13 protein-coding genes are annotated in these 13917 nt (G+C 40.0%); 10 read left to right on the forward strand and 3 right to left on the reverse strand.

The window, feature by feature from the left end; all coding sequences use genetic code 11:
- The first annotated feature begins 16 nt into the window (after positions 1-16).
- On the forward strand, positions 17-481 hold the full coding sequence (locus BLO34_RS09925; protein WP_090754933.1) for a CBS domain-containing protein: 465 nt from the start codon (positions 17-19) through the stop codon (positions 479-481).
- Here BLO34_RS09925 and BLO34_RS09930 read toward each other — a convergent pair.
- From BLO34_RS09930 to trxA, 3 genes are read right to left on the reverse strand one after another with little or no spacing between them, the layout of a single operon-like run.
- Positions 469-975, reverse strand: coding sequence for a GreA/GreB family elongation factor (locus BLO34_RS09930; protein WP_090754934.1), 507 nt, complete (start codon positions 973-975; stop codon positions 469-471). The genes BLO34_RS09925 and BLO34_RS09930 overlap by 13 nt on opposite strands.
- Entirely contained in the window at positions 972-1334 is a 363-nt protein-coding gene (locus BLO34_RS09935) for a DUF2237 family protein (protein ID WP_090754937.1), read from the reverse strand. The genes BLO34_RS09930 and BLO34_RS09935 overlap by 4 nt, the downstream gene beginning before the upstream one ends.
- A gap of 2 nt (positions 1335-1336) precedes the next feature.
- Positions 1337-1630 carry a thioredoxin gene (gene trxA / locus BLO34_RS09940; protein ID WP_090756591.1) on the reverse strand — a complete coding sequence of 98 codons (294 nt, stop codon included), beginning with the start codon at positions 1628-1630 and terminating at the stop codon, positions 1337-1339.
- A gap of 167 nt (positions 1631-1797) precedes the next feature.
- Between trxA and uvrC the strand changes: the two genes are divergently transcribed.
- The 9 genes from uvrC (at position 1798) to pgi (ending at position 13907) form a co-directional block, all read left to right on the forward strand.
- Positions 1798-3594 carry an excinuclease ABC subunit UvrC gene (gene uvrC, locus BLO34_RS09945; protein WP_090754938.1) on the forward strand — a complete coding sequence of 599 codons (1797 nt, stop codon included), beginning with the start codon at positions 1798-1800 and terminating at the stop codon, positions 3592-3594.
- Positions 3581-5818, forward strand: coding sequence for a patatin-like phospholipase family protein (locus BLO34_RS09950; protein WP_231959458.1), 2238 nt, complete (start codon positions 3581-3583; stop codon positions 5816-5818). The genes uvrC and BLO34_RS09950 overlap by 14 nt, the downstream gene beginning before the upstream one ends.
- Positions 5819-5959: 141 nt before the next feature.
- Entirely contained in the window at positions 5960-7120 is a 1161-nt protein-coding gene (locus BLO34_RS09955; RefSeq protein ID WP_090754940.1) for a homogentisate 1,2-dioxygenase, read from the forward strand.
- Between the two features lie 44 nt (positions 7121-7164).
- Positions 7165-7677, forward strand: a complete 513-nt coding sequence (locus BLO34_RS09960) for a hypothetical protein (RefSeq protein ID WP_090754942.1) — start codon at positions 7165-7167, stop codon at positions 7675-7677.
- Positions 7678-7945: 268 nt separating this feature from the next.
- Positions 7946-9109 carry a 4-hydroxyphenylpyruvate dioxygenase gene (hppD, locus tag BLO34_RS09965; RefSeq protein ID WP_090754944.1) on the forward strand — a complete coding sequence of 388 codons (1164 nt, stop codon included), beginning with the start codon at positions 7946-7948 and terminating at the stop codon, positions 9107-9109.
- 65 nt (positions 9110-9174) lie between these two features.
- Positions 9175-9969, forward strand: a complete 795-nt coding sequence (locus BLO34_RS09970) for a DUF3108 domain-containing protein (protein WP_090756595.1) — start codon at positions 9175-9177, stop codon at positions 9967-9969.
- A gap of 91 nt (positions 9970-10060) precedes the next feature.
- The gene (locus BLO34_RS09975) at positions 10061-11038 is read left to right on the forward strand and encodes a tryptophan 2,3-dioxygenase family protein (RefSeq protein WP_090754945.1); all 978 of its coding nucleotides are present in this window, start codon (positions 10061-10063) and stop codon (positions 11036-11038) included.
- Positions 11035-12273, forward strand: a complete 1239-nt coding sequence (locus BLO34_RS09980) for a peptidoglycan DD-metalloendopeptidase family protein (RefSeq protein WP_090754947.1) — start codon at positions 11035-11037, stop codon at positions 12271-12273. Before BLO34_RS09975 ends, BLO34_RS09980 begins: the two co-directional genes overlap by 4 nt.
- Positions 12270-13907 carry a glucose-6-phosphate isomerase gene (pgi, locus tag BLO34_RS09985; protein ID WP_090754949.1) on the forward strand — a complete coding sequence of 546 codons (1638 nt, stop codon included), beginning with the start codon at positions 12270-12272 and terminating at the stop codon, positions 13905-13907. The genes BLO34_RS09980 and pgi overlap by 4 nt, the downstream gene beginning before the upstream one ends.
- Positions 13908-13917: the final 10 nt, after the last annotated feature.

A 13917-nucleotide genomic window follows, 5' to 3' on the forward strand; every position in this document is an offset into this window, starting at 1 on the left:
TTTTAAACAATTCGTTATGGGTATCAAAAGTTTTATGGGCCGCAGGTCTGAGGTTAAAGAAGATAAAAGGGAATCCATACGTGTAAAGGATTATATGAAGCGCAAGCTTATCACGTTTTCTCCAGACCAGAGTATCAATGAAGTGATGGAAATCATTCTTAAACAAAGGATTACTGGTGGTCCCGTGACAGATGAAGCTGGCAACCTTATAGGTATCATTAGCGATACAGATTTGATGCAGGTGATAGGCGATAGTCGTTACCACAATATGCCGGTAGGCGATAAAACGGTTCAAGATTATATGAGCAGCCAGGTCGCTACCATAGATGCAGAAGCTGATATATTTGACGCCGCTGGCCGATTCTTAAAATCAGGTCACCGTCGCTTTCCAGTTATTGAAAACGGTAAATTGATAGGTCAGATCTCGAGAATGGATGTCATTATCGCCGCTACTAATTTGAAGAAAAATCACTGGAGGTAACTGATCTCCAGCACCTCTAATTTTCTGACTTCATTCCCTAGTTTGAAATCTACAACCTCGCTTTTATGAGCTCCTGCCAGTGCGCGAGCAATAGGTGTGTTAAATGCTATTTTACCTTGTGAAACATCTGCTTCATCTACTCCAACAATGGTGATTGTTTGCTTGGATTTTAACGCTTGATTTTTAAACACTACTGTTGCGCCAAATCTAACTTCGTCTTGAGCCTGATCTTCTGGTTTCAAGATTCTAACGCTAGCGATCCTTTCTTTTAGTAATTTAATTTTACCATGAATCAAGGTTTGGGATCTGCGCAGATCAGTTTCATTTTCATTGCTTAATTCGCCCAATTCCTTTTCCAATTCTTCCAGCTCATTTGATAGTTGCTCATAGCCTTGAGGTGTTACATAATTAATTACACCATCAGGCAGGATCGCTCTTTGTGGTATAACTACTGGTTCTTCCTGATCGCCTTCTTTTACAAATCCGCGGCTCATTCTGCATAGGTTTTAAGGACGTGAATATTTGTGTATTCCAATGCTTTTTCATCCGTTGCATCTAGATCAATTAGCGGTGCAACACCAGCTTTTTCTGCCTCTAGCCAGCGGCTTATACACAGACACCATTTATCGTCAGGTTTCAATCCCGGAAATCGATATTCGGGAATGGGTGTGGAAAGATCGTTGCCTTTGGATTTAGTATATTCCAAAAATTCTTTAGTCATTATAGCGCAAACCACGTGTGTGCCAGTATCGGCATTTGAGGTTCTACAATAACCATCTCTATAAAATCCCGTCATTGGATCTGTACAACAACCCATCAACGGTTTCCCGAAAACATTCTTTTTACCATTCATAATTATGCGTTTTGAATCTGGTGTCTCAAATCACTAATGGGCTGGACACCACCGCCACGCCAGACTTGCTTGCCATTCTTAAATATCAAAAAGGCAGGAACGCCACGTACATTAAATTGTGTCGCTAGTGGTTTGTTTTTATCTACATCAACTTTGATAATCTTGACCTCATCGCCCAGTTCTTTTTTGAGTTGTTCCAATACCGGCATCATGGTCTGACATGGACCACACCAGGTTGCAAAAAAGTCTACAAGTACCGGTACTTCATCATTTACTATTTCGCTAAACTTTGCCATCTTTTCCATTTTACTCTAAAATACGATAAGGGATTTTCAAGGCACAACAACTCACATTTCTTTAAGAATCCTGACGTCATAAGATGAAGAATCAATCGTATTTGCAGTCATTGAATTAGGAAATCCTTTAAAAAGCAATCCACTTTAATCAATACCTTTACATTGCTATGGAAGTACCACCATTAGAGGTTCAAATAAAAACACTGCCACTCTCGCCAGGCGTCTATCTCTATTTTGATAAAACCGACAGATTGCTCTATGTAGGAAAGGCCAAAAAGATCAAGAAAAGAGTCTCCTCCTATTTTACCAAAAGTCATGATAGTTTCCGCATCAGGACTATGGTCAAGAAGATTGCACGAATCGAACACATCGTCGTGCAAACGGAAACAGATGCGCTCTTACTTGAAAACAGTCTTATAAAATCCAGAAATCCCAAGTTCAATATCATGCTTAGGGATGATAAGACGTATCCATGGTTATGCATTAAAAATGAGCGATTCCCGCGTATTTTTCTAACTCGAAAAATGATTAAGGATGGTAGCGAATATTATGGGCCATACACGAGCGTAAGGACAGTGCGAACACTCATGGAGTTGGTTAAAAGTCTATACCCGATAAGAACTTGTAAATACGATTTGCAGGAAGATAAGATTCAGGCTGGCAAGTACAAATTGTGCCTTGAATATCACATAGGCAACTGCAAAGGTCCATGTGTAGGACTGCAAAGTGAAGCAGCTTACAACAGAAATATTGAAGCCATACGCAACATAGTCAAGGGAGATTTCAAGGATGCCGTGAATCATTTTCACAATTCCATGAAAGAACATGCAGAAAAAATGGAGTTTGAAGATGCCCAGCGTATCAAAGATAAATTGGACATTCTCACCAGATACCAGACAAAATCCACCGTAGTAAATCCCAACATTTCCAATGTCGATATTTTTACCATCGTGAGTGATGAGGCTGCTGGCTATGTTAATTACCTGCAGATCAACCATGGTTCCATCACCAGATCACATACTATGGAACTCAAAAAACAACTGGACGAGACTGATAAAGAATTACTGGAGCTCGCTATTGTAGAATTACGCACACGATTTGATTCCCAGAGCAACGAAATTTACGCGCAGTTTCCTGTGGATTTAGGTGATTTGATAAAGGTCACGGTACCCAAACTGGGCGATAAAAAACGAGTGGTTGAATTATCAGAACGCAACGCAAAATTCTTCCGTCAGGAACAATTCAAGACGATTAAGATTGTTGATCCAGACCGCCATGTGAACAGATTAATGGCACAAATGAAAGCCGATTTGCGTCTGGATGAAGAACCTAGACACATGGAATGCTTTGACAATTCAAACATACAGGGAACCAATCCTGTTGCAGCTTGCGTGGTTTTCAAGAACGGCAAACCCAGCAAAAATGATTACCGCCATTTCAACATAAAAACGGTTGATGGTCCAGATGATTTTGCCAGTATGGAAGAGGTTGTTTATCGGCGCTACCGCAGACTGCTGGAAGAAGATGAACCATTGCCGCAATTGGTAATAGTGGATGGTGGTAAAGGTCAATTATCCAGCGGTGTGACCGCACTAGAACGATTGGGATTGAGAGGTAAAGTTCCTATCATAGGTATTGCAAAACGACTGGAAGAGCTGTTTTATCCCAACGATCCCGTACCTTTATATCTGGACAAACGCTCTGAAACCTTGAAGGTTATACAACAAATGCGTAATGAGGCGCACCGTTTTGGGATCAATCATCACAGGAATAAACGCAGTAAGCAGGCCATAGAAACAGAGTTGGATGAAATCCCTGGAATTGGTGAAAAAACCACGGTAGAATTATTGAGGCACTTTAGATCTGTAAAACGCGTTAAGGAAGCGACTAAACAAGAGCTGGAATCTATTGTAGGCACCAGCAGGGCACAAAAAATAATTGACTTCTATAGTGAAGAAGAATAGGATATTGGTGGTGTTGATGGTTCTCGCTTTCGCGAAAGCGAACTACTTACAAGCGCAACAATCCCAACTTCCCAAAAAACAAAAAATAGGCGTCGTGCTATCTGGTGGTGGCGCAAAAGGTCTTGCCCACATTGGAGCCTTAAAAGTCATTGATTCATTGGGAATCAAAGTGGATTACATTGCTGGCACCAGCATGGGTGCGATCATAGGATCGCTTTATGCGAGTGGTTATACCGGTCATCAAATCGACTCCATTTTTGAGGTGACCAATTTTAACCAGCTCATTGTAGACGAGATACCTCGCAGTGCCAAAACCTACTACGAACGCAAACAAAATGAGCGCTATGCGGTGACTCTACCATTTAAGGATTTTAAGGTAAGTCTGCCCAGCTCGCTCAGTAAAGGTCAAAATGTTTACAATCTGATGTCTCAATTACTATCACATGTAAATGACGTCGAGGATTTTTCTGAATTGCCTATTCCTTTCTTTTGTATTGCAACAAATATTGCAAACGGCGAAGAAGTGGTCCTAGATTCCGGTTACCTGCCCAGAGCAGTCAATGCTAGCGGTGCTCTTCCTTCATTGCTGGGACCAGTCCAAATAGGCGATATGATATTGATTGATGGCGGCGTGACTGATAATTATCCAGTAGAGAAATTAAGAGCCAAAGGCATGGACATCATCATAGGCGTCGATGTTCAGGATGATCTAAAATCACTCGATGAACTCAATAGCGCTTTTGGGATTCTAACACAGATCAATAATTTTAGGACGATCAACGATATGAAGATTAAAGCTCCTAAAACAGATATCTACATCACGCCTAAAATTGATGATTATAGCGTGATATCATTTGACCAAGGCGCCGGTATTATTGAAGAAGGTGCTATCGCCACCAGAAAATTTAGTGATAGCATAGTAAATTATGCGACGGACGATTATCAGCGACCGCCGCTTAAAGTACAATCACAGGATCGATTGTATTTATCTGGAATTACCATTGAGGGAAATGAACGATACAGTAGATCTTTTATCATAGGCAAATTCAAGCTGACGACGCCAGGATTTACTACTTATGAGAATATTAAAAATGGAGTGAACAACTTACAGGCGACCAATAATTTCTCTAAAATTAATTATGAATTAAAACCAGGTGAAAACGGTATACAACTAGATGTTAGTGTTGAAGAATCTACAGTGCGCAATTACTTGCGATTTGGTCTACACTATGATGAATTGTTACGTAGTGCCGCGCTCGTCAACCTGAGCCGTAAGAGTATTCTATTCAATAATGATCAGGTGTCGTTTGATGTGATTCTAGGTGACAATGTGAGGTATGCTGCAGATTATTATATCGATAAAGGAAACTACTGGTCCATAGGACTGCACAGTGAATTTACCCAATTTGAAAAAGCGATTCCCACCAGCTTCCTGCGCGCTATAGGTGGCACTTTTCCGCCAAATATTAATAGTTTAGAGCTGGAGTATGATGACTGGACCCAGCAATTCTATTTACAAACCAGGCTGGATCGTGGCTTTAATGTTACTGCTGGAGCAGAACTCAAATCTCTTGATATTTTTACCAACACGCTTACCACTGAAGATGCACTGACCACGCGCACTGATTTTGAAAACAGTACTACCGGTAGCGTTTACGGAAAGTTATTGCTGGATACCTATGACAATGCATTCTTCCCATCATCTGGATGGTATGTGGATGGCGACTTTCACCTTTATCTATATAATGATGTTTTCCAGGAAAATTTTGATGAATACTCTATCGCACAGTTGCAGGTAGGACATGCAAGATCCTTTGGAAAGTTGAGCCTTCAGGCGCTGGCTCATGTAGGTGTATCCATTGGGAACCCGCAGACTTCTTCACTGGATTTTGTACTAGGTGGTTATGGCGCAAAACGCATCAATAACATTTTACCTTTTTACGGTTATGATTTTATTAGTTTGAGCGGCAATACGATGATCAGGACTGTCTTTGATGTCGATTATGAGATATTCCGTAAGAATCATGTAAACTTCAGTGCCAACTTTGCCAGTATTGATGATGATCTGTTTGAGTTGGATGACTGGTTTAGTAACGCCAGATATTCTGGGTTTGCGGTAGGATACGGTATTGAAACCTTTTTAGGTCCTGTGGAGCTCAAATACAGCTTTAGCCCGCAACAGGATGATGGAGAATTTTACGTGAGACTAGGTTTTGATTTTTGATATTTTGTAGCTGTTACGCTTTCGCGAAAGCGATATACTTCAAATCATCGTAACAATTCAAAGAATTTTGCATCTTATTAGCAGTAATTTCTATGGAATGGTCTGTGGAATTTCCGAAATTTACGAGTAAAACAATATTCTATGCCTTTCTATCACAAAATGGGATCCATACCGCACAAGCGCCACACGGTTTTTAGAAAGCCAGATGGATCGCTATATTATGAGCAGCTTTTTGGAACCATAGGATTTGATGGAATGTACACCAACTCCTATCACGAGGATCGTCCAACGATGGTTAAGGAAATTCAAGGAAGTTATTCTGTAAAGCCAGAAATCGCACTGGAAAACCATCTCAAATCCTACCGATTAAAAGGCTTTCAAGTGCCACCACAACCCGATTATCTGGATAGTAGAACTTGTATCTTGATGAACAGCGATGTCCAGATATTACTCGCTGCACCACAGGAATCATTACGCGATTACTTCTACAAAAATGCAGATAGTGATGAACTGCTATTTGTTCATCAAGGGTCTGGCGTGTTGCGCACACACTTAGGGAATCTTAAATTTTCCTATGGCGATTACCTTTTGATACCTCGTGGTGTGATTTATCAAATTGATTTTGACACGGCCGTGAATCGGTTATTTATTGTTGAAAGTCGCAGACCTATTTACACGCCTAAGCGTTATCGCAACTGGTTCGGGCAATTGTTGGAGCATTCTCCGTTTTGTGAGCGCGACTTGCGCAGGCCAGAAGAATTGGAAACCCATGATGAAAAAGGAGAGTTTCTGATAAAAATCAAAAAACAAGATGAGATTTTCAATATGGTTTATGCCTCGCATCCTTTTGATGTAGTAGGATATGATGGATATAATTATCCATATGCTTTTTCAATCCATGATTTTGAACCCATAACAGGACGCATTCACCAGCCGCCACCAGTACATCAGACTTTTGAAACGGATGCGTTTGTAGTATGTAGTTTTGTTCCCAGAAAATACGATTACCATCCGGACAGTATACCAGCGCCGTATAATCACAGTAATATTGACAGTGATGAAGTGTTATATTATGTAGATGGAGATTTTATGAGCCGCAACGACATTGAGAAAGGCCATATTTCTTTACATCCTGCAGGAATACCACATGGACCACACCCAGGAGCCGTTGAACGCAGCATAGGTCAGACGGAAACTGAGGAGCTTGCCGTAATGGTTGACACTTTCAAACCGTTAAAAGTGACTAAAGCAGGTCTAGCAATCGCAGATGATACCTACCATAAGAGTTGGTTGGATCATTAAAAGACTAAACGATTAACCAAACAACAAACCAACCCGAAAATATAATGGAAGAAAACTTACACAATACTTCAGTTAACCAGACGATAAGTAAACTATCAGCAGATCCAGGAGCATTAGTTATAGGTATTATATCAGTTGTCGTTGTGATCACTGGATGCTGTTGCGGTGTTCTTGCGATACCGGTATTGATCTTGAGTCTAATTGGGTGGATTTGGGCAGCAAAAAGTAAGAAAGCCTACCTAAATAACCCTGAAGCATATCTCGCTAAAAGTTATAGCAATGTAAATACCGGTCTAATAATGAATATGATTTGTACTATTCTGGTGGGTATTTTATTGATTATAGGCCTATTTATATTTGGAGCGAGTCTGTTCAATCCAGAAACTTATTTTGACGAGTGGGAAAAAAGGCAAATAGAACAATTTGAAAACGAAGATGCAATGGATTCTTCTGACGAAATAGACACTTGGAAATATGAAGATGCAGTGGACAGCACAGCCACTGGTGATCAAGTTATTGAAGTCGAAGAATACGATCAATACAACGATTCAATTTAACGCTTGATTTATATGAAAGAAATTCTTTTTGTTCACGGTAGAGCGATGTGGTAATGTGATAATGATATTCTGGCCAGTTTAACCACATGTTGAAAACAAGACCAGAATAGTCTAGCGTTAGGGATAGAAATGAAGATCCTTTTTAATGCCGCAACAGGCGCTATTAAAAAGATCGTAATGAATAGCCCGACCGAGGCCTAAGCCGAGGAAACGCCCAAATGCTTATCATCAATCTCACGACCTTAATTATCAAAAAAGAAAATTCATTATGCCAGCAGAAATAAAAAACCTCAAAGACCTAGGAAATACAGAATACAGCCTAAAAAAACTATTCAAGGAAGCCGAAGATTTTCTGCCGCTTCTGGGAACTGACTACGTGGAATTATACGTTGGGAATGCAAAACAGGCAGCTCATTTTTACAAAACGGCTTTTGGCTTTCAATCGCTTGCCTATGCAGGTCTTGAAACTGGAATCAAGGATAGAGTTTCCTATGTGTTGCAACAGGGAAAAATAAGATTGGTTTTGACCACGCCGCTGCAAAAAGGTGGCGACATCAATCGACACATTGATGAGCATGGTGATGGTGTAAAGTTCGTAGCATTATGGGTAGAAGATGCAACCAAAGCATTTGAAGAAACCACCAAACGTGGCGCAAAGCCCTATCAAGAACCAACAAAAGAAACCGATGAGCACGGCGAGGTAATTAGATCTGGAATCTATACCTACGGTGAGACGGTTCATATGTTTGTTGAACGTAAAAACTACAATGGCACCTTTTTGCCAGGTTTCAAAAAATGGGAAAGTCACTACAATCCAGAACCAGTTGGTCTGAAATTCATTGACCACATGGTGGGTAATGTAGGTTGGGATGAAATGAATACCTGGTGTAAATTTTATGGCGAGGTGATGGGGTTTGCCCAAATCATCTCTTTTGCAGACGACGATATTGCTACTGAGTACACGGCGTTGATGAGCAAGGTGATGAGCAACGGCAATGGCCGTGTCAAATTTCCCATCAATGAACCTGCTAAAGGAAAAAAGAAATCACAGATAGAAGAATACCTTGACTTTTATAATGGTCCTGGAGTGCAGCATATCGCTGTGGCCACAGACGATATTGTAAAAACGGTAAGCGCTATGCGTGATCGTGGTGTTGAATTTCTCTACGTTCCTGATGAGTACTATGATGACTTGTTGGATCGCGTGGGCGAGATTGATGAAGATGTTGAAGTACTTAAAAAACATGGCATTTTGATCGACCGCGATGAAGAAGGCTACCTACTTCAATTATTTACCAAAACCATCGTGGATCGTCCAACCATGTTCTTTGAGGTCATACAGAGAAAGGGAGCACAGTCATTTGGCGTTGGGAATTTCAAAGCATTGTTTGAGGCAATCGAACGCGAGCAGGCATTACGTGGCACGTTGTAATCATTTTGGAATGGCATTTGTAATTGATAACTTGTAACACCATAAATGGTTAGTTGCAAAAAACGATGAAGAAACTAATACTCTTATTGCTAGCAGTCACTTTAGTGAGTGTTGCTTACATACCGCCTACTTCAAATACAAAAATTGAACAGGCTTATAAATCTGGTGAATGGTTCAAATTTCGTATTCATTATGGTATGTTCAATGCCAGTTATGCAACGCTGCAGGTTGAGGATAAAAAACTCAATGGCAAGGATGTGTATCATTTAAAGGGAAAAGGTGAATCTACAGGTTTAATGCATCTTTTCTTTAAGGTGGATGATCGCTATGAAAGTTACGTAGATCGCAAATCAGGAAAACCGTATAGATTCATTCGCGATATTGATGAAGGTGGACATACCAAGGATATCCAGATTGATTTTAACCACGATACAGGCAAGGCCGTGGTTAACAATAAAAAGAAAAATAGAGTGAATACCATGGACATCAAACCTGGTACTCAGGATATGATTTCTTCATTTTATCACCTTCGAAATATCGTTGATCATAACAATCTTCAAAATGGAGATGAATTCATTTTACCTATGTTTTTTGACAATGAGAACTATGATTTCAAAATGAAGTTTTTGGAACGCGAGATCGTGAAGACGAAATTTGGCAAAATCAAAGCATTGAAATTCAGACCCTATGTTCAATCTGGTCGTGTGTTTGAAGAAGAAGAGAGTCTCACCGTATGGATTAGTGATGACGAAAATAAAATACCATTGAAAATTGAGGCAAAACTTGCTGTTGGATCCTTGACAGCTGACCTTGATGCTTTTAAAGGTTTGAGTCACTCCTTCATGAAAATCGCCGAATAACATTAACAGCTTCAAAATTCACGATTAAACGACAACTTATGGACCCAAATCCCATAGGTTGTTTACATTTGCTAGCTTACAATGCCCCTAAATGCCGGAAAAGATCTCTCCAGAAATCGCAGAACGCATCCAACTGCTAGAAAAAAAGTTCAAAAATTCAGGGCAGGACATGCTTTCCTATCTTGATGGCCTTCTTTACGATCAATACATTACTTATTGGGATTACATTAGGCTAGATACTTTGTTGAGCCTGCAGGTTCCATCAACCTCTTTTCCTGATGAGATGATTTTCATAGGATATCATCAAATTACAGAGCTTTATTTCAAGCTGGTGATTCATGAGCAAATGCAAGTTATTGAGCAAGAGCAATTGACAGGAACCTATTTTTTAGAAAAGATCAAGCGCATCAACCGCTATTTTACGGTCATGATCAACAGTTTTGAGGTCATGATAAAAGGCATGGAGCGCGAGCAATTTCTCAAATTTAGAATGTCTTTGTTGCCAGCAAGTGGTTTCCAGAGTGCGCAGTTCCGTATGATAGAATTGTATGCTACAAATGTGGAACATTTAGTGAATTATGATGATCGAACGCGCTTTCGCGAAAGCGAAACATCGACCACCATACCTGATCTTTTCCAACATATTTACTGGAAAAAAGGCGGGATTGATAAATCTACTGGTGAAAAAACACTTACACTAAAACAGTTTGAAAAACGTTACACACCTAGGTTCCTTAGAATTGCTGAGCAAGTTGAGCATAGCAATATCTATCAACGTTACCTAGGACTTCCAGATTCTGAAAAATTACCAGAATTGAAGGAAGAGTTACGTAAAATGGACCAAAACGTCAATATTAATTGGTTACTCATGCATATGGGAGCAGCGCACCGCTATCTGCGTAAGGAAGGCGGTACGGTTCAAGCTACCGGCGGGACCAACTGGAAAGAGTTTTTACCACCTAGTTTCCAGCGTATCTCATTTTTCCCAAAGCTATGGTCTCAAGAAGAGCATGCCAACTGGGGCAAACAATGGGTTGACCACACTTTTAATACCTCTACTATAGAATGAATAAATTAATTGCTCTAGTAACCGCTTGTATTTGCCTACTTTCTTGTACTCAGGATAATCAAAATGTAGAATTGGCTATCGCTACGCCTATCAAAATCGTTCCTAAGATTTTATACGGCTATGACTTGAACAACTATACTGTAATAGAAGATACTGTACAATCTGGAGATACATTCAACGACCTTATTGCATCGCATTTGGTTCAAGGTCAAAGTGCCTATGAAGCTGCGATGACTATGGATAGTATTTATGAGTTACGTAAGATTCAGGCTGGAAAGCCATTTAAAATATTAAAGCGTAAAGACGTAGCAAACACTCCTGCAGCCTTCATCTATGAACCTAACCGTGAAGACTTTATCATTTTAAAGTTAACCGACGGTATGAGCGCTTTCAAAGATGCTCATCCAGTTACCATAAAGCGTAAAACCGCTACAGGTGTGGTAAATTCTACTTTATCAGAAGCAATGGAAGAAGAAGGTCTTGGAATGAGCGCTATCTGGGAATTAAGCGATATCTACAAATGGACGATTGACTTTTTCAAATTACAGCAAGGCGACAGATTCAAAATGATTTATCAGGAACGTTTTATCAATGACACCATATATGATGGGATTGAGAAAATTGACGTTGCCATTTTTGAAACTAGAGGAAAGCCTTACTATGCTTTTGACTATGTAACTGATTCTATTAAAGGAGTACACGATTATTATGATGATGAAGGGAAAACTTTACGTAATTTCTTCTTGAAAGCTCCCGTAAATTATACCCGTATATCCAGTAGATATAGCGGCAATAGATTTCATCCAGTTCAAAAACGATGGAAAGCACATTTAGGAACAGATTATGCCGCAGGTTATGGAACACCTATCGTATCCACTGCAAACGGAGTTGTGACTAAATCTGGATACACACGTGGTAATGGTAATTATGTAAAGGTGCGTCACAATGCTACCTATGAAACCCAATATTTACACATGACCAAAAGATTGGTCAAGGTTGGTCAACGAGTGGATCAAGGGCAAACCATTGGTACCGTAGGAAGTACTGGACTGGCAACTGGCCCACATGTATGTTATAGATTTTGGGTAAATGGAAAGCAGGTAGATCCTTATGGTCAAAAGCTTCCTAGCGCAGATCCATTACCTAAAGATCAAATGGGTATGTATCAAGATTATATCGCTCCCTTAAAAACTGAAATCGACAACCTGCCCTACAAAGAAGAATCCGTTTTATGAAAAACATCAATCCAACCACAACCTCTGCCTGGAAGATCCTTGAAGAACATTATAAAAACCTCAAAGATTTTGACCTAAAGGATTCTTTCAATAAAAATCCAACAAGGGCAGAGAACTTTACTATTATTGATGATGATTTTTATGTGGATATGTCAAAGAACCTTTTGACTCGCGCCACAAAAGACGCATTGACGCAGCTAGCCAGAGAGTGTGAGTTAGAAGCAGCAATTTCTTCTTATTATAGTAGTGAATGCATCAACTTTACTGAGGATCGTGAGGTACTTCATACCGCATTACGCACACCTCTTGAAAAGGCAACGGGTAGTGTAAAGCCATATGTCAAAGATGCACTTGCCAGTAAAAAATTAATGTTTGAGTACGTTGACAAAATTGTCGACGGTACATTAACTACTCACAGTGGAGAAGCTTTTGACACTGTTGTAAGTATAGGAATAGGCGGTAGCGATCTGGGACCTACCATGGTATATCAAGCGCTAGAAGCATATCATAATCATATTAAGGTCCATTACATTTCTAATGTAGATGGGGACCATGTGTATGAAAGCCTGAAAAAGATAAATCCTGCAACGACGTTATTTGTTATTGTATCAAAGTCGTTTACCACACAAGAAACGCTTACAAATTCTACCACCATTAGGAAATGGTTCGTGGATAAATTTTCTGAAGAAGCGGTAGGTAAGCATTTCATTGCTGTAAGCAGTAATATTGATAAGGCTGTAGAATTTGGCGTAGAGAAAGAGAACATTTTTCCCATGTTTGATTGGGTAGGCGGTCGCTTTTCACTTTGGAGCACCGTTGGAATCTCTGTTGCATTAGGAATAGGTACTTCAAATTTTCAATCCTTGCTCGATGGCGCCCATGAGATGGATGAACATTTCAGGCACACACCTCTGGATAATAATATCCCAGTGCAGTTGGCTTTACTTACGACATGGTACAATAACTTTTTTGACGCTCAAAGCGAGGCGATCATTCCATACACTCAATACCTACAAAAACTACCATCCTACCTGCAGCAGGCCATGATGGAAAGTAATGGTAAAGGTGTCGATAGAAATGGAGAACTTGTAGATTATCAGACTGGCAATATCATTTGGGGAGAACCTGGAACCAACTCGCAACATGCTTTTTTCCAATTATTCCATCAGGGAACTAAACTGATACCTATATATTTTATCGCTTTCGCGAAAGCGAAACACAACCTACCAGAACACCATCAAAAGCTCATGGCAAATTTCTTTGCACAGACCGAAGCTTTAATGAATGGCAAGTCTGCAGAAGAAGTTCAAGCAGATCTGGATAAAAGCAACATGAGCACTGAAGAAAAGAAAAAACTGAAACCTTTCAAGGTATTTCAGGGCAATCGTCCCTCAACAACCTTACTTATCGACGAGCTTACCCCAAGAAGTTTAGGTAAACTAATCGCTATGTTTGAGCACAAGATATTTGTAGAAGGTGTGATCTGGAATATTTATAGCTATGACCAATGGGGTGTTCAACTGGGAAAAGTTCTTGCAGATCGCATACTCGACGACTTAAAAACCAAAAGGTTTAATGAACATGACGCCTCGACTACAGCACTTCTTAAACGTTTTGATTCTAAATTAATGTAACTTCAAGTTT

The sequence above is a fragment of the Nonlabens sp. Hel1_33_55 genome, from assembly GCF_900101765.1.
GTDB lineage: Bacteria > Bacteroidota > Bacteroidia > Flavobacteriales > Flavobacteriaceae > Nonlabens.